This is a genomic window from Thalassospira alkalitolerans (genome assembly GCF_002115745.1).
Taxonomy (GTDB): domain Bacteria; phylum Pseudomonadota; class Alphaproteobacteria; order Rhodospirillales; family Thalassospiraceae; genus Thalassospira; species Thalassospira alkalitolerans.
This window is the reverse complement of record NZ_JFKB01000023.1, coordinates 33,051-57,561: the sequence shown is the minus strand read 5'-3', so window position 1 is coordinate 57,561 and position 24,511 is coordinate 33,051. Positions and strand designations below refer to the sequence as shown.

Here is a 24,511-nt window from a genome sequence, read left to right as displayed (position 1 = left end):
GACTGACAACGTTGAAGATCTAAAGATCAAAATGCAGTTATTCGCGTGATGATCGAAAGCCGCGATGCCGAGGGCAATAGCTGGTCCGCCGTCGGTGTTTCGAGCAACATTATCGAAGCGTCCTATAATGCGCTTCGCGATTCGATTACCTATAAATTGTTCAAATCGGGTGTGCGCAGCCAGCACGCGTGATGTTGGGGCATCGCCCGAAATGACGGGGCGATTGACGTTTAGAACAAACGGGCGCGGAAATTTCCGCGCCCGTTTGTTTAGTTGTGATGCGAGTGCCCGTGCCCGTCATTGTGATGATCATGGTTGTGCGGGGTACCGAAGCGTTTCGCCATGAAACTTAGCAAATCAATATCGGCGCGTTCGGTCATCGAGACATAGGTAAATGTCATGGTTTCGCGTTCTTCGATCATGCTGCCGGGAAAAGGCAGATAGGCCAGTTCGCGGGTGGCAAAGGCCGGGCAGGCGGTGCCGATTTGCCAATTGGTGGTGATTTTGGCATCGACCAGATGCATGGTCAGGCCATCCTTGCCCTTGCGCTGGAACGCAATATCGGCAAGGCGCAGATAGCTTGCCTTATCCTCGGCCTTGCGGAAACCTTCGACAAAGCTTGATGACAGGATTTTCAGTTCTTCGGCGTGATCGGCATCGCTTTGGCCGTGGACATGGGAATGCAGGTGGTCGTGATCCGGGGCATGGTTATGCCCCGGTCCGTGTGTGTGATTATGATGCGCATGATCATGATCGTGATCGTGATTATGGGGGTGATGGGTGTGATCATGGGGCATTTGGTTACTCCACATCCGGGCCGGTGGGGATGGTGACCGGTTTGTCGATGATGCCTTTGTGCGATCCCATCTTGCCGTGCGACACAAGGGTGCCCAGCACATCGACAATCACGCGCGTTGCCAGCAAGGCGGTGATGTCCGAGCAATCATAGGGCGGGGAAACTTCGACGACTTCGAGGCCGCAAATGCCTTCGGCGGCAACGAGTGACACTAGTTCCAACGCTTCACGCGGCAGGAAACCGCCGGGTTCGGGCCAGCCGGTGCCGGGGACAAAGCCGCAATCCACACTGTCGATATCAAACGAGATATAGACCGCATCGGCATCTTTCCACGCCAGTTCAAGGGCGCGTGCGGCGGTTTCGGCAAGGCCGAGTTCCTCGACATCGCGCATGGTAAAGATGTTGGTGTTGCGCTGACGGGCAACTTCGACCCCTTCGCGCGGGACCTGCCAGCCACCAATACCGACCTGCACAAGGTTAACCGCCGGGACATTGATCAGATCGGTGGCATGGAACCAGGGCGTGGTGTGCATGCGTTCATCCAGATCTTTTTCCTGAATGTCGATATGGCGGTCGAAATGGACGATGCCGATGCGCTTGGATGTGCATTGCGCAATGCCGCGCACGCAGGGGAAGCCGATAGAATGATCGCCGCCAATCATGATTGGCAATGCGCCGCTTGACGCGACGTGGCTGACCGCACGGGTGATTTGATCAAAGGTTTTTTCGATATTGGCCGGGATGGTGAAAACATCGCCAACATCACATAGCGTCATCTGTTCGCGAAGATCGACCCCCATTTCATAGTTATAGGGGGTGTAAAGTGCCGAAATCTTGCGCAGTGCCTGTGGGCCAAATCGTGTGCCCGGGCGGTATGTGGTGCCGCCATCAAATGGAATGCCGATGATTGCCGCGTCATAGGCGCCGACCTGTGTGACGTCTTCGATATAGGGGGCTTTTAAAAACGTATTGATCCCGGCGTAATGGGGCAATTCGCCGCGGGCAAATGTCGGGATTGATTTATCGGTCAGGCAATCTGATCCGGTAAGGCCCATGCGAAGGGCCCATTGTTTTTCCTTTTCCCATGCCGCCGAGGGCAGCAGGGCTTCTTTTTCGGCCGATTTCCAACCGCGCAATTGCAGCTTGTCGAAATTCGGGTGGTGATGGCGGGTTGTGACGGGGGCGGCCGGTTGGCCAGCTACGCGATGTCCACGGGTATTTTTTGGGGCAAAGAAATTGCGCATGGTTGTTTCCTTCCGGGTTGGGTCAGTCTTTGTTGGGGCGTCTTATGGTGTTGGGGCGGTTGCCATCAGGGCAGCCGATAAATTCATGCCATCGGTTTCATCGAATACGCGCCCGGGAATGGGCGGCGGGGCCGAGGCAAGATCGATGGGCAGGTCATATGTGATGGTCGCGCCATAGGCTTCGGGCGCGTGCGGATCGTCGCGCAACTTGTCAAACACCAGCATGCGGGTGCCGAGTTTGAAGGCCTCATGAATGTCATGGGTGACCATAAAGATCGTCATGGCATGCGTTTTCCACAGGCCGAGCAATAATTCATGCATGTCGTTGCGAATGCCGGGATCAAGGGCACCAAATGGTTCGTCAAGCAACAGGACGCCGGGCTTCATCGTCAAAGCCTGCGCGATGGCAAGGCGTTGCTGCATGCCGCCTGAAAGCTGGCTGGGGTATTTGTTGGCTGCGGGCGAAAGTCCGATGGTTTCAAGTAATTCGGCAACATCGTTACAGGCCTGTTTGCGCGCATTGCCAAACAGGCGACCGGTAAATTTGCGGGCGGTGAATTCCGCACCAATCATCAGGTTTTCGGCGACAGTCAGATGCGGGAAAACCGAATAGCGTTGAAAAACAATGCCGCGATCCGGGGTGGGTTGTTGTGGCAGTGCCTTGCCATCCATCAGGATGTCACCGCCGCTTGGCAGTTCTTGCGACAGCAACAATCGCAAAAAGGTTGATTTGCCACAGCCCGACGCCCCGACAAGGGTGCAAAATGCCCCGGTTTCGATATCAAGATTGATGCGTTCAAGCACCGGGTATTCGCCGTAGGACTTGGTCAGGTTACGGATCATGAATTTGGGGTCGCTCATTACAGACTTTCCCCCGCCAGATGGTTCCACGGGAAGGCCTTGAGCGATGTTTTGAGCAACAATCGGTCAATGACAAAGGCCAGAAGCGTGATCCAGATGACATAGGGCAGGATCACATCCATGGCGAGGTAACGGCGCACCAGAAATATGCGATAGCCAAGGCCGCTGGTTGATGCAATGGCCTCGGCCGAGATTAGGAAAATCCATGCCGGGACAAGGCCAAGCCGGATGGCCGTGATCAGTTTTGGCAGGATTTGCGGCAATACCAGGCGGGTGATCATTTGCCATGTCGAGGCGCCAAGCGTTTCGGCCTTGATGATCAATTCACGCGGGATATCCATCACGGCCTGTGCGACGGACCGGATCATCACCGGTGCGGTGCCAAGGGTGATCAGCATCACCTTGGATGTTTCGCCCAGCCCGAAAATTATGAACAGGATTGGCAATATGGTGATCGGCGGGATTAACGATATGGTTGCGACAAACGGGGCAAACCCGCGCCGTATATGGGGGATAAAGCCAATGGAAATGCCAAGGCAGATGGCCAGAAGCGTTGATATGGCAATGCCAACGGCAAGCCGTGACAGACTGTCAGTGGTATCAATCCATAACAGATAGTCGCCGGATCGTTTGTCGGCTTCAAACCCCATGCGCCACATTGCATCCGCCATGCGGCCAAGCGACGGCAGTAATTTGTCCGCCGGGTTATCGGCCCGGCGCAGGTGGCTTGCGATGGCGTATATCCCGATCAAAAGTGCAAACGGAATAGCGCCTAGCAATATGGCCGTGGGTCTTGACAGGGTACGATTGATGATACGCATGGCCGTCACCTTGCTATGGCAAAAACGGGTAGGCGAATTCGGGGATGTTCGACCATCCTGACCACGGCAACCGGTGCAATGAAATGCCGCCGGGGCGCAGGATGGCCGACAGAGTGTTGATGGGGTCGCGGGCCGGTTTTAAAGGTCGCCTTTGGCGGCCATGTCCATATAGGTCGTGTTGAATTTCAGCTTCACATTGGCGGTGTCACCATAGATGCTGCCATCGGGGAAGCTGACGCCGACAAATTCAGGGCCGGGGGCGCCTTCGCCAAGGATGCCTTTGTCGAACAGGAATTCGGCGACGAATTTCATAGTGCCGGGAAGCTCCGCCGATTTGGTGAATTCGATGGCCTTTTCCGGGGTGAAGAACATCGCGGTGCTGGCAAGTTGGGCATCATATCCGGCAAGATCGGTGCCCGATGCCTCGGCCATGGCGGTGCGCGCGGCAATGCCGTCATCGGTATCGGATGCCATGATGCTCATCAATTCGTACCATGCACCGACCAGTGCCTTGCCAAAGGCCGGATTGTCGGCAAGGGTTTGGGTGTTGACCATCATGATATCGATGATTTCGCCCGGGATACCAGCACTGTCAAAGACCAGCTTGGCGTTGTCATAGGCTTCGATTTCCGACAGAAGCGGGTTCCATGTCACAACCGATGTGACATCGTCGGTGGCATAGGTTGCAATCATGTCGGCATCCGACGTGTTGACGACGGTGACGTCCTTTTCCGATAGTCCGACTTTTTCAAGTGCGCGTGCCAACAGGTAATGCGAAACGGAAAGTTCGACCAGATTGACGTTCTGGCCCTTGATTGCGGCCAGATCATCGGCATTTTTCAAGATGATGCCGTCATTGCCGTTGGAATAGTCACCGACAATCAATGCGGTGGTATCGACCCCGCCACCAGCCGGGATCGACAAGGCATCCATATTGGTCATGGAGCAACCGTCATATGCGCCAGCGGTGTATTGGTTGATCGATTCAACATAATCGTTGATTTGAACGATATCGACGGAGATATCGTATTTATCAGCCCATTTTTTCATGATGCCGCTGTCTTGCAGATAGCTCCACGGCATCCAGCCGACATAGATCGACCAGCAGACTTTGAAATCGGTTTTTTCCTCGGCCCAAGCGGGTTGGGAAATCAAAGAAGCGGAAAGAATGGCGGCAAGCGAAAGTGTTTTAAAAAACGTCTTCATAATGTGTGCGCTCCTGCTTGTTTTGCAGATCATTTTAAGGATCAGTCAATTCAAGAAAGGCTCTTGCACACAGACCGGGAGAAGGTTTGTGCGCGACAAACCTGTGCAGTTGTCTCCCGGGATTTTGGCCCGCCGTGTTACCGACCTATCATGTGTTGGTCGGCTTGCGCCTCTTGGACCAGCATTCCTTATCGGAACCGGAACCCTAGGCGCGCTGCACGGTAAAGTAGAAGCAATGCATATGCCAGACGTCGAAAATCGGGTAAAATTTGCAGCTAATACATTGAAAATAAAAAAAATATTGATTTTTTGAGACGGAGTGATGGTGTGGGGTGGATAGGGCTTACACATATTTATTGATCAAAAAATAATCATAAAATTTAAAATGACTAATATTTGAACAATTATCATTGGCGCAATGTGTGCTGGCATCGCGCATTGGCTTTTGATAAAGAAACGCCAATATTGACGGGTATACCTGCATATTACCCATTCAAAGACCGGAGATTTCGTAGGATGAGCGACGTCGCAGACGCGGCTATACCCGAAGGTGCAAGCCCGGAAACCGGCGGTATTGCCAATCCGCCGGTGATTATTCTGATTGAACCGCAGCTTGGCGAGAATATTGGCAAAGCGGCGCGGGCAATGCTTAATTGCGGGTTGGTGGATTTGCGTCTTGTGCGGCCGCGCGATGGCTGGCCCAGTGCCGCGGCGACGGCCAATGCGTCGGGTGCTGATATCGTTGTCGACAATGCCAAATTGTTTGATCGTGAAGAGGACGCGCTGGCCGATTTGAATCGGGTTTATGTCACGACCGCGCGTACGCGTGATGCGATCAAGCCGGTGTTTACCCCCCGGGGTTTGGCGCCAGAATTGCGCGCCAATGTTGCGCGTGGTGAAAAGGTCGGGGTTTTGTTTGGCCCGGAACGCACAGGGGTGCGCAACGAGCATGTGTCGATGGCCGATGCGGTGATAACAGTGCCGCTTAATCCCGGTTTTACGTCGCTTAATCTGGCGCAGGCAGTGTTGTTGATCGGGTATGAATGGTGGCAGGCCGGTGTTGCCGTGCCGGAATACCAGATGTTGATGAATGATACTTTTCCCGCAACCCGGGACGAGATTGAATTGATGTTTGGTCATCTGGAAACAGAATTGGATCAATCCGGGTTCTTTCGGGTTGAAGCCAAAAAGCCGCCGATGATGCGCAATATTCGCAATATCTTTAACCGGTCAAACCTGACCCATCAGGAAGTGCAAACTGTACGCGGCATGATTGTCGCGATGTGCGGGGCAAAGCACAGAAAAAAATCCTGAGAGAAAAGACCCTAAACAAAACTGTGGCACCGGGGGGTGACGGTGCCACAGATCAATCACATGCCATAACCTGACGGTAATCTTGGCAGCAAAACCGTATTATCGGCTATCCATGCGATAGATTTTGTCGGGATTTGGCTTTGCCTGCCAGGGAAGGCCGGAATTTTGCCAGCCATTTATGATGCGCAGGCCTTTTTGTTTGCCGTCTTTGGCGGCACTTCCCTGAAAACCATGGATGACGTAGCGGGCATTTTCAAATCCGTTTTCACGCAGGAAGCGGGCGCTGGGCTCGCCCCGTTCGCTGCCGGATCGGCACATGGTGATGATCGTTGCGGTGTTATCCATGCCGCGCTTGGCAAGGGCGGTTTTGATATCGGCGATGAAATCGGGGTTTTGATACATGCGAAAACGGTTCTTTTCGCTATCCCACTGGCTGCGATCAACCATCAAATAGGGAATGTTGGCGTCAACCGCATCGGTAAAGCCGATAAACATGATTTCGATCGGGTCGCGCACATCAATAAACAAAACCGGGGTTTCGTCATTCTGGCTCATTTCATAGGCTTGGGCGGTGCTAAGGCCCATATCCTGCGCCTGGCTTGTGGTTGGTAACCAGATCATAAGGGCCAGTGTCAGGGTTATGAGGGCATAAACCGGATGTTTCATGAAACGGTTTCCTTGTGTGTTTAGGGCGGGGTCTTTGAGTCAGGACCAAATGCTTGGGCTTAGAACGAGAAGACCCGGCTGCCTGCCTGTGTCATCAGTGCCGCCATTTCAGGCGGGGTTGCGACATCAATGCCGGTACGAAGATCGGTTTTGGCGTGATCGCTGTTGGGCAGGTAAAGGGCACAAACGCTGACGCTGGCGCCGCCATCAATCAGCTTGGCCATCAATTGTTCCGGGGTGGCGTTTTTGGGTTTCAGTGGCGGGCTTTGCATATTGGCAAGCGCCAGATCGCCAGCCTTGTCACACAGCAGAACATTTACTGGTGTGCCGCCTGCCTGCATGGCATTGCCCAAAACCATGGCCATGCCCTGTGTTTGAAGGGACGGGCTGGTCAGGATGATCAGGGCGCGGGATGGCACCCCGTTGTCGGCAGCGTTGGCGGCCGTGATGGATGTCGCGGCGATCAGGGGAAGACCGGCAATGACGGCAAAGGCAAGTCCGGCGATCCGGGTGCGGAATGGACTCATGGCAAAACCTCATACATTAATATATTAGAATGTTGTATTAGTATATTTTGGCCCACCGTAAAATGACGTCTGTCAATTCCGGTGTTTTTTATTGCAGGAGATTTTAGGGGCATCAAATGGCCCGGTCTGCCCTGTTTCGGGTGCGTTGCTCGTTGCATGGCCGGGTTGCCGGGGCAGGGCTTAAGGCTGGTAAAGCGATCAAAACCGCCGAAATCAGGCGAAAACGGTGTGCCGGCCGGGGGTGATTTCCGTTTGACTCTTGGGCAATCATCTTTATATTGCGCCTCACTTCCGAGAAAGTGGGGCGAGAAAGGTGTTTTCGTCCCCGTTCCTGTTTGTGCTATGCGCATCTGGAAACTATCGGGACAATAAAGTGATCTTATAAAAAAGAGAGTACCAAAATGTCGAAACGTATTGCTGCAAAGCATAAGATTGACCGCCGCCTTGGCGTGAACCTTTGGGGTCGCGCAAAATCGCCGCTGAACAAGCGCGAATATGCACCGGGCATGCACGGCGCAACGCGCCGTAAAAAACCGACCGATTATGGTATCCAGTTGTTCGCCAAACAGCAGCTTAAAGGCTACTATGGCAGCATCTCTGAAAAACAGTTCGTGCGTTACTTCAAAGAAGCATCACGCCGTCCGGGTGATACCTCGGAAACGCTGGTTGGTCTTCTTGAGACCCGTCTCGATGCCGTTATCTATCGTATGAAATTCGTTCCGACCGTGTTTGCAGCGCGTCAGTTCGTTAACCACGGTCACATTCTTGTCAATGGCAAGAAAGTCACCATTCCTTCTTATCTTGTTAAAGAAGGCGATGTTGTCGAAGTCAAACAGGCTTCGCGCGAAATCCCGATGGTTATTGAAGCTGCCAGCCTGAACGAACGCGACATTCCGGAATATGTCGACGTTGACGCGAAGGCCTTCAAAGGTACCTTCGTTCGCGTCCCGAAATTTGCAGAAATTCCGTATCCGGTTCTGATGCAGTTGAACCTGGTCGTCGAATTCTACTCGCGTTAATCCTTACGGGTTTCGCGAAGACGAACACAAAACGCCCGCTGGAAACAGCGGGCGTTTTGCTTTTGGTACTTTGGTGCGGATATACAAAACCCCCGAACGGTTTTCCGTCCGGGGGTTTTGTTTTGCGTGCTTTGCGTGTTTTCCGCGTTCAGCCCTTGCCGTCATGAGTCCTTTGGCGGCGCGAGTTGTTCGGATGCCTGTTGGGCACCTGCGGCGATGGCGTCGTGTTTTTGTTCGGGGGTGGCGTCGGCGGGCACATCGACCTTTACATTGCGCGATGCCATGTGGATGCCGTTTTCCTTGAACATCGCCAGAACGCTTTCATATACGGTTTTGCGGATGGTGAATTGTTCGCCGGGTTTGGATGTGTATTTCAGCCCGATCACCATGTTGAATTCTTCCATCCGACGCACCCCCTGTGATTTCAGGGGCTCGATAAAGCTGTGGCCGATCAGCGGATCGGTCAGAAGGTCGGCAGACAGTTTTTTGACCAGTTTCTTGATCTTGTTCACATCGGTTTCAAACGGAACACGAAATTCCAGTTTGACGATCACCCAGTCCCGGCTGTGGTTGATGATCGATTTGATTTCGCCAAACGGGACGGTCTGAAGCGGGCCACGATGATGGCGCAGCTGCATCGAACGGATCGATATATTTTCGACCCGCCCGCGAAGGTTTTCGACTTCGATATATTCCCCGATCCGAAACGCATCATCGAGCAGGAAGAAAACCCCCGCCACAACATCCCGCACAAGTGCCTGACTGCCGAAACCGATGGCAAGGCCGACAACACCGGCACCGGCGATCAGCGGGCCGATATCAACCCCCAATGAGGACAGGGTAACCATGATGACCATGATAAGGATCACGGTCAGGGCAAAGTTCTTAAGCAGCGGAAGAAGTGTTTGAACCCGCGAAAGCCCCGTTCCGCCACCTTCGCCGTTCGCGTGGCTGGCCGTGCCACCTGTTTGGCTGTTCATGCGTTCGTCCAGAACGGCCTTGATCAGTGACCAAAGCAGATCGGCAATCAGCACGATCATGATGATTTCGGTCGAGGCATCAATGGCACGCGCGATAATCCCGGCATCTTCGGCCAGTGCCAGCCGATCAAGTCCCCAGATGCGCCAGAAACTGGCCAATACAAAGACAAGGGCCAATAATCGTACCCCGCGTTTTAGTACCGGGGTCAGAACCGGAATCTCGGGGGGGACGGGTTTGAATTCTTCTTCTTCCTCAATCGCGATGGCGGCGGCGCGGGCGTTGATTTCCGCGGCTTTGGCCTCGGCCAGTTTGGTTTTTTTGCGGTGATTGCTTTCGATGATGTTGCGTATGATGACATCAAACAGGCAGGCAATACCAATCGCCAATAACCCCTTCATGATGCGGTCCGCGGCCAGTATTGCCGTGGCGCCCAGCGCGATCAGATAGGCGCAAACAATGATCGGCCATAGCCGCGCAATAGAGGTCGGCAGAGCAAGTTTTTCAACGTCGTTGGCCGTTTGGTGATTTGCGAAATAACGGCCTAGTGAAAAGGCTGCAACGCAGAAAGCCAGCACGCCGATGATAACGGCAATGTCAAACAGGACAATATCGCCACGGATTATTGGCGGGGCCTGACGGAAAACACCCGCCAGCGCAAAAGCAAAAAGCGATACGCCGCTTGCGATTGAAAGGGTGCGGGTCAGGGTGGCGGCAGATTGCGGATCAACATTGATCATCCGCAACCCTTCGGCACGCGGGGCAAACAGGAACTGCAAAGCGATCATGATAATGCGCAGAACAAAGAACGCGCCAAGCATGGAAAGCATGGCGGCCTTCATGATCGGTACCCAGTCAAAGACCATAAAGGTGCCGATGGACCCAATCGCAAAGACTGTTAAAGACAGAAGCGACAGAATGCACAGAATTGCCATCTGGCGCAGGCGATCGGTAAAGCGCGTGGGATTTTGGGATTCAAGATAGGCGCATAGCGGGGTCGTGGCCCGGCGATAGAAGAATTCCAAGATCAGGCCGACACCAACAAAGATTGCCGTAAATAACACAATGCGCATCAGGCCATTGCGCCCGAAATCCGATGCCATGAATTCACGGGTTTGTGCGAGTTCATCGGGGAAGGCTTTCAGGCCCTCAAGGGTTTCGGCGATACGGTTGCGGGTGCGGGCAACCCCTGCATCAAGAAACTGGTAGTAACTGAAAGCATTATCCGCAGTTTGGAGCACGGTTTCGTTCGGCGGTACGCTGCTGGTATCGTTCTGGTTGGTGATTGCCTGCATCAGGGCGGCCTGCGCCTGGGCGGGATTGTTGATACCGGGCAGGGCAACAAGTGATGGCAGCAGCAATAGCCACAGTCCGAGACAAATCAGGATTCTTGTTGTGATTTTCATGTCGCCCCTGTCCAACATCCTGTTCGTAAAACGAATTCCCCTTTCGAAGATGGGGCAGATATTGGCGGGATTCAAGCGATAGATTTGCAACTTTAAGATGATTTTGCGTGATGCAGACCATAAAAAACGCACCGGGAAAAACACGGCGCGTTTTAAATCATGGGTCGTCAGACCGGGTGCGGTCGGCCTTAGGCAGCAACGGCAACACCCTTGTCTTTCATATGTTGTCCCAATTCGCCCGAGGCAAACATTTCACGAACGATGTCACAACCGCCCACGAATTCACCTTTGACGTAAAGCTGCGGGATGGTCGGCCAGTTCGAGAAATCCTTGATGCCCTGACGGATGGCTGGATCGACAAGGATGTTGATGTCCTTGAACGGAACGCCCAGTTCGGAAAGAACCTGAACGACGGCGGCCGAGAAACCGCATTGCGGGAACATAGAGGTGCCCTTCATGAACAGAACGACGTCGTTATCGTTAATGTCCTTCTGGATGCGCTCGAAAACCGGATTGTCGGTCATGATAATTGTCCTTGGCTGCAAGGCGGCGATCTCTCTGCCGCGATATTTCAGTTTATGGTTTTATGGCCAAAGATATGGCTTGAAGGGGCGGTTCTGTCAACTCTTGGCGCGCATTCGCCGTGCGGTGTTTAGATTATCCCAGGTGAAAACGCCAAGTCCAATCCAAACCAGCCCATAGGTTATCATATGGGCAGTGGTGAATGTTTCGCCAAATAACAGCACGGCGACAAAGAATTGAATCGTCGGATTGAGGTATTGCATCAGGCCAAGAGCCGAGAATTTCATGTTCCGCGCGGCAAAGGCAAACAGGATCAGCGGCACCGTGGTAATTGCACCCAAAAGAATAAGCATCACATCGCTGCCGATTCCCAAATGGCCAAACATCATGTCACCCGATGCATTTAGCCAAATCAGATAGCCAAAGGCAAACGGGGTCAGGACCAGGCATTCGACAAACAGCCCGGCAATTGGATCGGCGGGAACGAATTTTCGGATGACGCCGTAAAACCCGAATAGCAGTGCCAGACTAAGCGCGATCCACGGCAGGGAACCAACAAAGATCAACAGGTTCAAAACACCGGCACAACAGATAATGACCGATATGATTTGAACACGGTTAAGCCGTTCACCAAAGAAGACCCGGCCCAAAATCAGCATGATCAACGGCATGATGTAATAGCCGAGGCTGGCTTCAAGTGCGTGGCCGATATGAACCGCCCAGATATAAATCAGCCAGTTGCCCGCGATTAGAAGGCTGCTGAGGAACAGTAATCCCATGGTGCGTGCGGATGACAACAGCTCCCAAAGCTTTGCCCGGCGTCCCAGCGCAAAGACCAGCAGCAACGTCAGGATGACCGACCACAGGATGCGATGGGCCAGAATTTCAAACGGCCCGGTAAAGCCGATGATTTTGAAATAAAGGCCCAGAAAGCCCCAAATGGTAAAGGCACCAAGCCCGGCCAGTGGACCGGCACCAATCAGAGCCGGTTTTTGGGATGAAGACATTGTTGCTGAACCATGGTCATTCTTGTGGGGCCAAAGGTGGCTATCTTGTTGGGCTGGAAAGGCCCGTATTTCCGCAATGTGTGGTGGTCTTTGGTGGCGGTTGCTGGTCTTGATCAGGGTGGTATTTGAATATTAAGGGCACCGAAAGTCCGTTCGGCGCCCTTATCTGATTTTGCGGTTGCGATCATGGGGAGCGGTCGCAATCGGTCGGTATGCGGTCGGTTTTATTGGCCCGTTATTCCGGGGCGGAAGTCTGCAGGGCAAGGGCGTGAAGATCGCCCCCCATTTTGCCTTTAAGGGCGGAATAGATCATCTGATGCTGCATCACGCGGGTTTTGCCGCGGAAGGATTCGGATACGACAATGGCCGCATAATGATCACCATCGCCGCGCAAATCCTCGATGCGAACCTCTGCATCGGGAAGGGCTTCCTTGATCATCGTTTCAATTTCGTGGGCTTCCATGGCCATGGCGTGCATTCCTTATGATTGATCGGGCGTATTTTTGCCGTCCGACGATATTTGTTAATTCTGGTATATGTTGTCCCTGTGGGGGCTGTCAATTTCTGCAAACGCCATGATGGACAATGTGCCAGACGATACGGTGATGCTTGTGTTTGGTGCCATATTGCGCTAGGCAAGGGGCGGTTGCGCACACCCGCCATCCGCAGGGCTTTGGTCCATGGTAAAGTGTTGCAGACGAAATTTTTTCGGTTCTCCGTCTTCTTTGACGCCGGACCGGCAATGCGGATACCCGGCCTCCTCTGTCAGGAGACGAAGATGACCCGAATTTCAAATAACCTGAACGAAGGCCGCCCCGATACACCGGCGGACCAGACCGAGTTGCTTAAAGCCCAGGCCCGACGCCTGCGCAAGGCATTGGCAACGCGCGATGTCGAGGTTTCGCACGCCGGCAGTCTGGAATTATTAGCGCAAAGCCACGGGTTCCGTGACTGGAACACGGCGGTTGCTATGACTCGGCGCAACATCCCAACCCATGTGGCTGATCTTGGCATCGGCAAACGTTTTGCCGGATCGTACCTTGGCCATGCGGTAAGCGGTGATATTCGCAGCGTAAATACCACCCCGGTTGGCGGTGTTTACCGGGTGGAAGTGCATCTGGATGAGGCCGTCGATGTGGTGGCATCTGACCGATTTACCGGATTTCGACAGCGCATTGGCGCACGGATCAATGAATTTTGTGAACCGGTGCTGACCAACGGGCAACGCGGCCCGGGGCTATCGATTGATATTCTGCTTTAAAGCGGTGGCACAATTTATTCCCAAGATCACGGATCAAACCCTCCGGCTGCTGCCAAAGGCAGCCGGAGCATACGTGCTGGTGATTGACCTGCCCGGTGACATTGCCCTTCAAAATAAACGGTTTGCGGGAACGGTCTTGCATAAAGGCATTTACCTTTATTGCGGCAGTGCCAAGGGGCCGGGTGGTATTGCGGCACGGGTGAAACGTCATTGCCGGGCGGATAAGAAACCGCATTGGCATGTTGATGAATTGACATCAAACGGGGTCGGGCAGGTGGTTTCGGTCCTTGTCGTGCCGGGCGGCAATGAATGCGACTTGCGCACCTCCCTTAGTACCGTTCCCGGTGTTGAGGCACCGGTACATGGTTTTGGCAGTTCGGATTGCAAATGCTGCCCTGCGCATTTGTTGCAGGCTGGTAACCCGGATGCAGCAATCGTTTACCTTGCGAGCATGTCCTGATCCCGGTGGGCCGGGAAATAATTGATATAAAGACAAAAACCGATGGCGGTGCAGATTATTTGCGCGCGGTGCCAATCGTGCCTTCAATCAAGGGGCGAAACCCGGATGCAAGGATTTTGGGGCCAAGCCTTCTCATCAAGGCATTGCGCAGCCATACACCGATCGTACCGCGGATTTTGGCAAAGCCCATGCGTTGCAGGGATTGTTGTTGTACCCAATGGGCTTCGGGTTGGCGGGATTGCTGCCAGTTGGCAAGGGCGGTTGCGATATCGGGATTTCCCCGAAGCGCATCGGCCAGTGCAATGCCATCTTTGATCGATTGGGTTGCGCCCTGTGCCATGGTCGGCAGGGTGCCATGTGCTGCATCGCCAATCAGGGCAATCCGCCCCGTGACCCATTCGGGCATGAGCATCTGTTGCAGGCGGCCTTCATGAACTTTGCTGTCGGGGGCGAGTGTTTTTAGCATATCGCGCACCGGGCCATCGAACCCGGCAAAATGATTGGCAAGCTGGTTTGTGGGCAGATTGCGAATCTTTTCCGCCGAGTCAAAAGTGCTGGCATAGATATAGAACCGGTTGTCGCCAATCGGCATCACCAGAATAACCTGCCCGTGGCCAACAATGAATTTTGGCGCAGTCAGGCCAAATGGATAATCGGTAATCCAGCGCCAGCAGATATAACCGGTCGGTTGGGGGGTGTGTTCGGTGCCAAAAGCCAGTTGGCGCACCGTTGAATTAATGCCGTCTGCGCCGATGACAAGATCAAAGGCATTCTGCGTGCCATCGGTGAAGGTCACCTGCGCCTGATCGTTTTCATCGTTAATTTCGGACACGGATAATCCAAAGTGGATTTTGGGCGTGGTCAGCTTGGCGCAAAGAATATCGTGAAAATCGCTGCGCGACAGGGCTTGGAACGTTGGCCAGCCGAGTTTTTCAGTTTCGACGGAAAACAGTTTGCGGTCACGATGGTCGAAATAATCCAGCCGGGGAAAGACACAGGATTTGGCGGCAACGTCTTGGTCAATGCCAAGGGATTTCAAGGCCGCAATCGCATTGCCGGGCAGGTGCAATCCGGCCCCGGCTGGTTCCCAGCCGTCAAGGGCCTCGACGATGGTGATGTCGTACCCATCCCCTTGCAGGGCAATAGCCGCAGAAAGACCGGCAATGCCGCCCCCGACAATCAAAATTTTCATGGCTGTGCCCTTGGCTGAAACGTGAAGGCACTACTTATGCGGGTGGAACGTTACCATGCGCTTAAGGCACATATCATTCTGTGTCGCTGTAAACAGGGCGCCAGCACATACTTTAAATTATTGAAACGCAACGATAATGCGGATCAGCCGCCCGTCATACTCATATGGCGGCCAACGGCTGGTTTCTGGCCTTTGCGGTCGATGATGAAATCATGGCCCTTGGGTTTGAGCAGCATGGCTTCGTCAAGCAGGTGGTCAAGTGATTCAGGGTCACCAGAGCGCAGGGCTGCACGAAGGTCAACGTGGTCTTCCTGACCCAGACACATATAAAGCGTGCCGGTACAAGTCACACGCACCCGGTTGCAGCCTTCGCAGAAATTATGGGTCATTGGCGTGATAAAGCCCAAGCGCCCACCGGTTTCGGCTACGGTGACATAACGCGCCGGGCCGGGGGTGACATGGTCACTGGGGATCAGGGTGTATTCCTGTTCCAGACGATCCCGAACCACTGTCAGCGGCAGGTATTGTTCGGTGCGATCACCGTCGATATCACCCAGCGGCATGGTTTCGATCAGGCAAAGATCAAAGCCTTCGGAGCCACACCAAGCGACCAATCGCGAAATTTCGTCTTCGTTGAAATTACGGAGCGCTACGGTATTGATCTTGATTTTCAGGCCAGCCTGTTTGGCGGCCTCTAGCCCGGACAGGACTTGCTCAAGGCGACCTCGGCGGGTGATTTCGGTGAATTTCTGATGATCGAGGCTGTCGAGCGAGATGTTAAGGCGTTTAACCCCCAAACGGGCCAGTTCATCGGCATAGGTGGCAAGCTGGCTACCATTGGTGGTCATGGTCAGTTCATCAAGCGCGCCGGATTTCAGGTGGCGCGATAGGTCCTTGATCAAATCCATGATGCCACGTCGCACCAGTGGTTCACCGCCGGTCAGGCGCAGTTTGCGGACACCGCGCGCGATGAAGGCCGAACTAAGCTGATCGAGTTCTTCAAGCGTCAGAACTTCGGCCTTTGGCAAAAAGATCATGCTTTCAGCCATGCAATAGGTGCATCGGAAGTCGCAACGATCCGTTACCGATACCCGGAGATAGGACACGTGACGGCCATATTTATCAATCAGCGGTCTGGTCATGGCGTTGGGGCGCTTATTGTTGTTGATCTGTTATGAAACGCTATTTAGGGATTGCTGCGACTTTTGCACAGGGGGGAATGCTTTGACCACCCTGTTTTATGGGTAAACCATCACCTTTTCGTCAGTTGGCAGGTAAAAACAGGCAGAAAAAAACCGCGACGCAGGTGTGTCGCGGTTTGTGTCTGTGCCAGATTATATCTGTTTATATCTATTGCAGATCGAAGGGCCAGTTGGCCTATTCCCAGTTTGCGGCTTCGCGCGAATGAATGGCGGCAACATCGCGATCAAGGGTCGCCATCACATTGCGCAGGTTTTCAACATTCTCGCCACCAAGCTTGGCGGCCAGTTCTGCTGCACGTTCGGGGATGGGCAGGGCGGCACGTACATCGCGGAACAGGGCACGCAGCAGGCGCACACAATGTTCGTTGGTAAAGACCCAGCCATGATCGCCATGCGGCAGGTTGTCATTGACCAGTTGCAGCATCCACTGTTTGCGGCGTTCGTAATCCTTGAAGTGCAAGGCCATGCGCGCAAACACCAAATTCAAACGGTTGGCGACCTGTGGTTCTTCGGCCAGGTGATCCCAGTAATCGGTCGGATCGCGCAATTCGTCGTCTTCGTCGGCATGCTGATCGATAATGGCGTGAATTTCGCCGTCGATTTCTTCGAGCATATCAACGCCAACCATCATGCGGATGACTTTGAAGAAAGGGGTCAGGATTTCGCGTGACAGCGCGCCATGTTCAAGATCGCCAGCTTCGCGGCCTTCAAGAAGATGGGCAAAGCGACTGACCAAAAGGCGTCCGAACGGATCGTGGCGAACGGCGGCGTTTTGCCGTGCCTTGACCGTATCAATATCAGTTTCAAGCGTCATCCAAGCACCATCGAACAGGTTATCCTGTTCGCGCAGGGCGGCAAGTGCCTTGCTGATTTTGTCGGCGCTGACCGATCCGTCGTGCTGTTTGGCATATTCAACAAGGCCGTTTGCAAACTGTTCGAGCACGGCGAAAGCGGCGGTATGGTGACGTTGTTTAAAGCTGTCGCGCGGTGGTTTGATGGTTGCAATCATGGACCTGTTCCCGACCTCGTTATTGTTTTAAGCCTGATCACCTTTAATTGGTCATCGGGTGTTTTACTCGGTCACCTGATGGGCGACCTTGCGTATCAAATTTTATTCAATACGCCGAAATGTTTAATTTTTTCATTTCAGCAAGTTCCATGCCATCATCGCGAATCGACGATGGGGCCATTCGGATTTTGTGCCAAACCCTTAAATGTGGTCCCGATTGGGGCCTTATTCGTAGCCCATGGCCGGTTCGACGATTTCAAGTACGACATGGCGCGGGCGGATGATCTGACGCCCGGCTTCTTCGAAATTTACCGCAATCTGGTCACCGTCAACGGCCTGAATACGGCCAAGGCCCCAATCGGGCTGGCCGGGATGGCGAACAATGGTGCCAGGTGTCAGCAGAAAATCCATAAACGAACTCTTTTGTCTGATGTTGCTGTCATGTTGATCATATCCGGGGCATGCCGACCCTGATGATCGTTGTTCTTAATATAAGTAATCAATGCGCGCGAAACAAATGCTGCGCAATGATGACGGTCACATTTCTGATGGCGTCTTGAATATGGCGAACAGCTACGCCGTGCCCCGGCGACAAAACTGGGTGCAGCCCGGCAAAATTTGCCGGGTTCATGATATGACATCGGTAAATGCAGCAAAAGTCATTCGACTAAAGAAGGTTTTAACACATCTGCCTGCAATCTGGCATTGGTTCGCAAGACTTTGTCTCTGACGCTTGTCCCTTGTTTTCTTGTGTGGGATGGAGTTTGCGGGCCTCGTATCGGTTTGGGGAAACGATGCGAACCTGTTGACCTGAATATCTTGGAGAAACCCGTTACATGGAACAGGACAGAGCCGTCGAGCTGATCTTGATCGAGTTGATCAGTTCGCGCATATGCCATGACCTGGTCGGGCCTGTGGGGGCGGTAAATGCCGGGGCCGAACTGATGGGAGAGGCTGGTGTTGCCGATGACGAGGCACTTGCACTGATGCGCAAAAGTGGTCTTGAAGCTGCGCGTCGCCTGCAATTGTTTCGGCTGGCATTTGGCCGGGCCGGCAACAGCGTTGACAGCAGGTCAATGCGTGATGCCGCCGCCCAGAGTTTTGACGCTGAGGGCAAGGTTGCCCTGAAATGGAATGATGTATCGATTGATCCGGCGCATGGACGGCTTGTCCTGAATATGGTGATGCTGGCCCGTGAAGCCTTGCCATTTGGCGGAGAGATTAATGTTGTTTGCGAATCCAGTGGAAGAATTTCGGTGAATGCATCGGGTAAACGGGCTGCATTCAGGCCGGAAATCGAAAATGTTATGAAAAATGAGGTGCCACCCGAGGCTCTTGATCCTCGTACTGTGCATGGCTTTTTCTTGCGAAATCTTGCACATCGGACCGGTGGTACGCTTTCGGTCTTGCAAGACGATGGAAATATTGCATTGATCTATGTGTAAAAAAAAGACCTGCGGGTCTGGTAATACCGTGTGCTAGGTTCTACGTAAGTAACGGAATGAAAGCGTGTTTCGCGCGCTGGTCGTAGGGATGGATGTTCCTGTTCCGGCAATTGCTTGATTGTCGGAGATATGGAGGGGGTTAATGGACGATCTTTTAAGTGAATTTCTGACAGAGACGTCGGAGAGCCTATCGACGCTTGACGTCGAACTGGTGAAATTGGAACAGAATCCGAATGATCCAGACATTCTGTCCAACATTTTCCGCTTGGTGCACACCATCAAGGGGACTTGCGGATTTCTTGGTCTGCCGCGACTGGAAGCTGTCGCGCATGCTGGTGAAAACGTGTTGGGCAAAATCCGTGACGGGGAGTTGGTGGTCACACCGCCTGCGGTCACGCTGGTTCTCGAATCCATCGACACGATTAAATATCTGCTGAGCGAGCTTGAGCAGAATGAAACGGAGCCAGACGGAAATGATGCCGATCTGATTGCGCGTCTGAACCATTTTGCCGATACCGGCACGATTATGGGAGCAGATGCTGCACCGGCTGTGGATAGTTCTGCACCGCCAGAGCCCGTCGTTACGGACGAAGATGCTTTGCAGGCACTCTTTGACTCCACCGAGGTTGATCCGGAAGTTGACGAAGCTCCGGCGCAGCCAGAGCCGCCAGCACCGGCGGCTGCGCCACCGGCTGCTGCGAAATCGCAGGCTGTGGCACCGGCCAAGGCCGCCAAGGCCCAAGCACCCAAAGCTGAAGCCCCACGTGGCGAGGCCAAGGAAAGCTCTGTTGCGGCCCAGACGATTCGTGTCAACGTCGAATTGCTTGAAAACCTGATGACGCTGGTTTCCGAGCTTGTCCTGACCCGTAACCAGCTTTTGCAGATGGTTCGTGGCAAGGATGACAGTGAATTTACCGTGCCGCTGCAACGCCTGTCACACATCACGACCGACCTTCAGGAAGGCGTGATGAAGACCCGTATGCAGCCGATCGGCAATGCTTGGGCGAAACTGCCGCGTATCGTTCGCGACCTTGCGCTTGAGATGAACAAGAAAATCGATCTGCAGATGATCGGTGCCGATACGGAACTTGACCGTCAGGTGCTTGAACTTATCAAAGATCCTCTGACCCACATGGTCCGTAACTCGGCCGATCATGGTCTTGAAGACATTCAGGGCCGTCGTGATGCCGCCAAGACTGAAACCGGTACGGTGACGCTGAACGCCTATCACGAAGGCGGTCACATCATCATCGAAATTACCGATGATGGCCGGGGTTTGAATCTTGAACGGATTAAGGCCAAGGCGATTACCAATGGTCTTGCGACCGAGAGCGAACTGGAAAGCATGGGCGACCAGCAAATCCAGCAGTTCATCTTTAAGGCCGGTTTCTCGACCGCTGAAAAGGTGACATCGGTTTCCGGTCGTGGTGTCGGCATGGACGTTGTCCGTACCAATATCGAAAAAATCGGTGGCACGGTCGAACTGAAATCGGTTGAAGGTCGTGGGTCGACATTCATCATCAAAATCCCGCTGACCCTTGCCATTGTTTCGGCATTGATTGTTGAAAGTGGCGGGGAACGGTTTGCCATTCCGCAGATCAGCGTTCTTGAGCTGGTGCGCGCATCGAGCAATTCTGATCATTCGATCGAACGCATTCACGATACCCCGGTTCTGCGCCTGCGCAATCGTCTTTTGCCGCTTGTCACGCTCAAGAAAATTCTTGGTCTTGATGAAGGCGAAACCACCGCAGAAGATGTTGATGAAGAAGCTTTCATCGTTGTTGCCCAGGTCGGTACCTATTCGTTTGGTATTATCGTTGATCGTGTGTTTGACACCGAGGAAATCGTGGTTAAACCGGTTGCGCCGATCCTGCGGGATCTGTCGCTGTTCTCGGGGAATACCATCCTTGGTGACGGTAGCGTGATCATGATCCTTGATCCGAACGGTATTGCCACCCGGACCGGCGAAATCACCGTTGGTGGTTCGCAGGGTGTGGAAGGCAAAGCCAAATCCGATTCCGGTGATCGTGAAACGACATCGATGCTGGTCTTCCGTGCCGGTGGCTCAGAAGTCCGCGCGGTACCATTGGCACTTGTTGCCCGTCTTGAGGAAATCGATGTTGAAAACATCGAATATTCCAATGGTCGTCCGCTGGTGCAGTATCGTGGCAAGCTGATGCCGCTGGTCTTTATTGACGGTGGTTATCAGATGAAAGCCGAAGGTCGTCAACCGACCTTGGTGTTCCAGGATCGCGAACGGACCATGGGCCTTGTCGTTGATGAGATCGTTGATATTGTTGATGATGTCCTTAATGTTGAATTGACTTCGGATCAGGATGGCTTGGTTGGCTCGGCCGTTATTGATGGCAAAGCAACCGATCTGATCGATGCCGGTTACTATCTGGAACTGGCATTTTCCGATTGGTTCGGTCACGAAGATACTGGCGGCGAAAAGAAGCGTGTGCTTTTGATCGATGATAGCCCGTTCTTCCGTAACCTGCTGACGCCGATCTTGTCGGTATCTGGTTTCCGTGTCATCGCGGTTGAAAATGCCGATCAGGCACTTGAACTTAAGAGCCGTGGCGAAATGTTCGATGCGATTGTTAGCGATATCGAAATGCCGGGTATGAACGGCTTCGAATTTGCCGAAAGTCTGCAAAATGATGCAGAATGGGGTGAAACGCCGATCATCGCATTGTCCTCGCATACCAGCGAGGAAGATTTCGAACGGGGTCGCCAGGTTGGTTTTAGCGATTATGTCGCGAAATTCGATCGAGACGCGCTGGTATCAACGTTGATCCAGACGCTGAGCGCAGTGTAATTCGGGGAAAAGTCCAATGAGCGATAACAAGGCACTCGTCCCGAGCCGAGAACAGAATACAGGCCTTGACCTTGGCGGGGCGACGAAGGATTTCGTTACCGCCTATATCGGCAAGCAGTTGTTTGGTCTTCCGGTCTTGACGGTTCAGGATGTTCTGGGTCCGCAACGCATTACGCGCATTCCGCTGGCACCGCCAGAAGTTGCGGGTTCGCTTAACCTGCGTGGGCGTATCGTGACGGCGATTGATGTTCGTAAACGTCTTGGCCTTCGTGAAAAGGAAAACAGCGAGCCGGGAATGAGCATCGTTGTTGACCAAGGTGGCGAGCTTTACAGCCTGATTGTTGATCAGGTTGGCGAGGTTCTGAGTGTGCCAAATAACGCATTCGAACAGAATCCTGCGACGCTTGATCCGCGCTGGCGCGAGTTCTCAGATGGCATTTTCCGTCTCGACAAGAAACTTCTTGTCATTCTGGATGTCACACGTTTGCTTGATTTTACCGCTTCGGTGAAACAGGCTGGTTGAGTATGATGTGTGTACCGGGTGCGCACCGCACTCGGTACTATGCCGTTAGTGGCTTAACGACTTAAAATGCGAGAAGGAAGTCGATGAAGAGTTGTCTCGTCGTCGATGATTCGAAAGTCATCAGAATGGTGGCACGCCGTATCCTGGAAGAATTGGGATTTGCGGTTGTTGAGGCTGTGGACGGGCAAGAGGCAATCGATAGATGCCTTGAAGCCATGCCAGACGCCGTATTGCTTGACTGGAACATGCCAGTTAAAAGCGGGATTGATTTCCTGCGGGAGCTGCGAGCAGCCCCTGATGGTGATGAGCCAGTTGTCGTTTTCTGTACCACGGAAAACGATCTGGAGCACATTCAGGAGGCGATCACAGCCGGTGCGAACGAATACATCATGAAACCGTTCGACAGTGAGATCATCCAGGCAAAATTTGAACAGGTCGGACTGATCTAGGGGGACTGTCAGCTTTGCTGTGCAATTGCCCTGGTTTTGGTCTGCTTGCTCTGACGGGAATGTCGGTACGTGGAAGACACGCCTATCCATCCACCTTACAAGGTCCTGATCGTCGACGATTCTGCGATTGTGCGTGGTCTGGTGACCCGTATGTTGCAGGAAGACGACGATATTGAGGTTGTCGGTTCTGTCGCCAATGGCCAGGATGCCCTTGGCGTTATGGCCGAAGGCGGCATCGAGGCTGTTGTGCTCGACATTGAGATGCCCGTCATGGATGGGTTGACGGCCTTGCCCAAGCTGCTTGAAATCGATCCGACGGTTCGCGTGATCATGGCATCGACCCTGACCAAGCGTAACGCCGATATCAGTTTCCAAGCCATGACGCTTGGCGCGGTGGATTACATTCCAAAACCAAGTTCTGCCAAGGACCTTAATGTCGGCGAAGGTTTTCGTGCCGAATTGCTTGATAAGGTCAAGGCCTGGTCCGAACAGCGTCGCAAGATGCTGGAGGCAGATCAGGTCCGTTTTGAAGAGATTCAGCAAGAAGTCGCCGCACAACAGGCCGAAGAAGAACCGCCTGTTGACGAAGTCGCAAAACCCGATGCGCCGTCAGAAGACATTGATGATCACGGTGATCACGGTGACGCACAGTTTAAAGCCGAGCTTTCTGTTGAACATCAGACCCTGCAAAAGCAAGGTCGGGTTCAGCGCAAGCGGTTTACGGCTGAATTGCGCCCGCGTCCGCTGCATCAGCCCGGCCGTCATGGTCCGGTGCCAACCCGGCCTGCCCCGCAACCCCAGCAGCAGCATTCACAACAGGCTGTTGCCAGCGGGAATAACCGTGGGAATACCGGTGCTGCGGTTAGTAAATCCGTTGCTGCATCGGCAGCCCCGGTTGAACGTAATGTTGGTGGCGCGGCAACCGCACGACCAAGCGATCCGGGACGTTTGATCCGTGAAGCAGCCATTGCCGCGGGCGGTGGCAAGGTGACAACAACGGGCGTAAAGCCTGCCGTCAAGCCGGGGAGCTGTGCGCCAACCCGCCCCGCAACAGCCCGTGGCCCCCAGGTTCAGTCGCGTGCTCCGGGCGCGCGCAGCCCGGGAAGTGCTGGGCAACGGGCCAAGGCATCGGCTGGCGCGGTACCGGCGCCTGCCAAACGTGCCAAAATGGGCGGACAGGTTAACCTGTTGCCGGAAAAGAGACTTACGGTAGAGGCAATTGCGATTGGCAGTTCTACAGGTGGTCCGCAGGCTTTGTTTGAAGTTTTGCGCGGCTTGACCGGTGTCCGTCAGCCAATCTTTATTACTCAGCATATGCCAGCGACTTTTACGACAATCCTTGCTGAGCATATTACGCGTTTGACCGGCATTAAGTGTCAGGAAGGTCAAACTGGAATGCCAATTCAGGGCGGACAGGTTTACCTTGCGCCCGGGGATTACCACATGGTGATAGAAGGCCGTGGTAATAGCAGGAAAATCGTATTGAATCAGAACCAGCCGGAAAACTTCTGCCGTCCGTCGGTTGATCCGATGCTGCGCAGTCTTGTCGAAAGCTACGGAGGTAATATACTGACAGCTATCCTTACAGGCATGGGCCAGGATGGGATGTTGGGTGGACGTGCCGTTGTAGGAGCCGGGGGGATGGTCGTTGCGCAGGATGAACAGACAAGCGTTGTATGGGGAATGCCCGGTGCAGCGGCACATGCAGGCATTTGTTCCGCGGTTCTACCTGTGGGCAGTATTTCGGCCTATATCAAAAAATTCGCAGGGGGTCGTTAGTCC

At 53.7% G+C, this 24,511-nt stretch carries 24 protein-coding genes, 1 pseudogene and 1 riboswitch; of the genes and pseudogenes, 10 read left to right on the top strand and 15 right to left on the bottom strand.

Annotated elements, in window-relative coordinates; all coding sequences use genetic code 11:
- Positions 1–33 precede the first annotated feature (33 nt).
- Positions 34–192 (top strand): annotated as a pseudogene (locus TALK_RS20255) (alpha-isopropylmalate synthase regulatory domain-containing protein); the annotation flags it as partial.
- A 77-nt stretch (positions 193–269) separates the two neighbouring features.
- Here the strand turns inward: TALK_RS20255 and TALK_RS22385 are convergent.
- The 5 genes from TALK_RS22385 to TALK_RS20230 form a co-directional block, all read right to left on the bottom strand.
- On the bottom strand, positions 270–797 hold the full coding sequence (locus TALK_RS22385; protein ID WP_085620982.1) for a hypothetical protein: 528 nt from the start codon (positions 795–797) through the stop codon (positions 270–272).
- 4 nt (positions 798–801) lie between these two features.
- A complete protein-coding gene (locus TALK_RS20245; protein WP_085620981.1) occupies positions 802–2,040 on the bottom strand; it encodes an agmatinase family protein in 1,239 nt (412 codons plus the stop codon).
- Positions 2,041–2,082: 42 nt separating this feature from the next.
- A complete protein-coding gene (locus tag TALK_RS20240; RefSeq protein WP_085620980.1) occupies positions 2,083–2,901 on the bottom strand; it encodes an ABC transporter ATP-binding protein in 819 nt (272 codons plus the stop codon).
- On the bottom strand, positions 2,901–3,722 hold the full coding sequence (locus tag TALK_RS20235; protein ID WP_085620979.1) for an ABC transporter permease: 822 nt from the start codon (positions 3,720–3,722) through the stop codon (positions 2,901–2,903). Before TALK_RS20235 ends, TALK_RS20240 begins: the two co-directional genes overlap by 1 nt.
- A 138-nt stretch (positions 3,723–3,860) precedes the next feature.
- Entirely contained in the window at positions 3,861–4,928 is a 1,068-nt protein-coding gene (locus TALK_RS20230; RefSeq protein WP_211274861.1) for a putative urea ABC transporter substrate-binding protein, read from the bottom strand.
- A gap of 111 nt (positions 4,929–5,039) precedes the next feature.
- Positions 5,040–5,148, bottom strand: a riboswitch (guanidine-I (ykkC/yxkD leader).
- Positions 5,149–5,444: 296 nt separating this feature from the next.
- Here TALK_RS20230 and TALK_RS20225 point away from each other — a divergent pair.
- Positions 5,445–6,242, top strand: coding sequence for an RNA methyltransferase (locus tag TALK_RS20225; protein WP_085620978.1), 798 nt, complete (start codon positions 5,445–5,447; stop codon positions 6,240–6,242).
- Between the two features lie 99 nt (positions 6,243–6,341).
- On the opposite strand, the gene TALK_RS20220 is transcribed toward TALK_RS20225, so the two are convergent.
- Together TALK_RS20220 and TALK_RS20215 are read right to left on the bottom strand one after the other, a co-directional pair.
- A complete protein-coding gene (locus tag TALK_RS20220; RefSeq protein ID WP_085620977.1) occupies positions 6,342–6,908 on the bottom strand; it encodes a rhodanese-like domain-containing protein in 567 nt (188 codons plus the stop codon).
- A gap of 59 nt (positions 6,909–6,967) precedes the next feature.
- Positions 6,968–7,435: a hypothetical protein gene (locus tag TALK_RS20215; protein WP_085620976.1), complete on the bottom strand. Its 468-nt coding sequence runs from the start codon at positions 7,433–7,435 to the stop codon at positions 6,968–6,970.
- A 401-nt stretch (positions 7,436–7,836) separates the two neighbouring features.
- Between TALK_RS20215 and rpsD the strand changes: the two genes are divergently transcribed.
- The gene (gene rpsD, locus TALK_RS20210; protein WP_085620975.1) at positions 7,837–8,454 is read left to right on the top strand and encodes a 30S ribosomal protein S4; all 618 of its coding nucleotides are present in this window, start codon (positions 7,837–7,839) and stop codon (positions 8,452–8,454) included.
- Positions 8,455–8,615: 161 nt separating this feature from the next.
- On the opposite strand, the gene TALK_RS20205 is transcribed toward rpsD, so the two are convergent.
- From TALK_RS20205 to TALK_RS20190, 4 genes are all read right to left on the bottom strand, one after another.
- Positions 8,616–10,838: a mechanosensitive ion channel family protein gene (locus TALK_RS20205; RefSeq protein WP_085620974.1), complete on the bottom strand. Its 2,223-nt coding sequence runs from the start codon at positions 10,836–10,838 to the stop codon at positions 8,616–8,618.
- 188 nt (positions 10,839–11,026) lie between these two features.
- Positions 11,027–11,362, bottom strand: a complete 336-nt coding sequence (grxD, locus tag TALK_RS20200; protein WP_085620973.1) for a Grx4 family monothiol glutaredoxin — start codon at positions 11,360–11,362, stop codon at positions 11,027–11,029.
- 96 nt (positions 11,363–11,458) lie between these two features.
- Positions 11,459–12,367, bottom strand: coding sequence for an EamA family transporter RarD (gene rarD / locus TALK_RS20195; RefSeq protein ID WP_085620972.1), 909 nt, complete (start codon positions 12,365–12,367; stop codon positions 11,459–11,461).
- A gap of 235 nt (positions 12,368–12,602) precedes the next feature.
- Positions 12,603–12,836 carry a BolA family protein gene (locus TALK_RS20190; protein WP_085620971.1) on the bottom strand — a complete coding sequence of 78 codons (234 nt, stop codon included), beginning with the start codon at positions 12,834–12,836 and terminating at the stop codon, positions 12,603–12,605.
- A gap of 309 nt (positions 12,837–13,145) precedes the next feature.
- Here TALK_RS20190 and TALK_RS20185 point away from each other — a divergent pair, with 309 nt between their 5' ends.
- Both TALK_RS20185 and TALK_RS20180 read left to right on the top strand, forming a co-directional pair.
- Positions 13,146–13,628: a glyoxalase superfamily protein gene (locus tag TALK_RS20185; RefSeq protein ID WP_085620970.1), complete on the top strand. Its 483-nt coding sequence runs from the start codon at positions 13,146–13,148 to the stop codon at positions 13,626–13,628.
- Between the two features lie 73 nt (positions 13,629–13,701).
- Positions 13,702–14,088, top strand: a complete 387-nt coding sequence (locus tag TALK_RS20180) for a GIY-YIG nuclease family protein (RefSeq protein WP_245830059.1) — start codon at positions 13,702–13,704, stop codon at positions 14,086–14,088.
- A 55-nt stretch (positions 14,089–14,143) separates the two neighbouring features.
- Here TALK_RS20180 and TALK_RS20175 read toward each other — a convergent pair whose 3' ends face one another.
- From TALK_RS20175 to TALK_RS20160, 4 genes are all read right to left on the bottom strand, one after another.
- Positions 14,144–15,280 carry an FAD-dependent monooxygenase gene (locus TALK_RS20175; RefSeq protein ID WP_085620969.1) on the bottom strand — a complete coding sequence of 379 codons (1,137 nt, stop codon included), beginning with the start codon at positions 15,278–15,280 and terminating at the stop codon, positions 14,144–14,146.
- Positions 15,281–15,423: 143 nt separating this feature from the next.
- On the bottom strand, positions 15,424–16,422 hold the full coding sequence (gene moaA, locus TALK_RS20170) for a GTP 3',8-cyclase MoaA (RefSeq protein WP_085620968.1): 999 nt from the start codon (positions 16,420–16,422) through the stop codon (positions 15,424–15,426).
- 235 nt (positions 16,423–16,657) lie between these two features.
- Entirely contained in the window at positions 16,658–17,491 is an 834-nt protein-coding gene (locus tag TALK_RS20165; protein WP_085620967.1) for a hypothetical protein, read from the bottom strand.
- Between the two features lie 225 nt (positions 17,492–17,716).
- Positions 17,717–17,902 (bottom strand): DUF3553 domain-containing protein, encoded by a 186-nt coding sequence (locus tag TALK_RS20160; protein WP_085620966.1) that lies wholly within the window; start codon positions 17,900–17,902, stop codon positions 17,717–17,719.
- Between the two features lie 425 nt (positions 17,903–18,327).
- Between TALK_RS20160 and TALK_RS20155 the strand changes: the two genes are divergently transcribed.
- From TALK_RS20155 to TALK_RS20135, 5 genes are all read left to right on the top strand, one after another.
- Positions 18,328–18,936, top strand: a complete 609-nt coding sequence (locus TALK_RS20155) for a histidine phosphotransferase family protein (protein WP_085620965.1) — start codon at positions 18,328–18,330, stop codon at positions 18,934–18,936.
- A 142-nt stretch (positions 18,937–19,078) separates the two neighbouring features.
- Positions 19,079–21,757, top strand: coding sequence for a hybrid sensor histidine kinase/response regulator (locus TALK_RS20150; protein WP_085620964.1), 2,679 nt, complete (start codon positions 19,079–19,081; stop codon positions 21,755–21,757).
- A gap of 16 nt (positions 21,758–21,773) precedes the next feature.
- Positions 21,774–22,280: a chemotaxis protein CheW gene (locus TALK_RS20145; RefSeq protein WP_085620963.1), complete on the top strand. Its 507-nt coding sequence runs from the start codon at positions 21,774–21,776 to the stop codon at positions 22,278–22,280.
- Positions 22,281–22,363: 83 nt separating this feature from the next.
- On the top strand, positions 22,364–22,729 hold the full coding sequence (locus TALK_RS20140) for a response regulator (RefSeq protein WP_085620962.1): 366 nt from the start codon (positions 22,364–22,366) through the stop codon (positions 22,727–22,729).
- A 69-nt stretch (positions 22,730–22,798) separates the two neighbouring features.
- Positions 22,799–24,508, top strand: coding sequence for a chemotaxis protein CheB (locus tag TALK_RS20135; protein ID WP_085620961.1), 1,710 nt, complete (start codon positions 22,799–22,801; stop codon positions 24,506–24,508).
- The last annotated feature ends 3 nt before the right edge of the window (positions 24,509–24,511 follow it).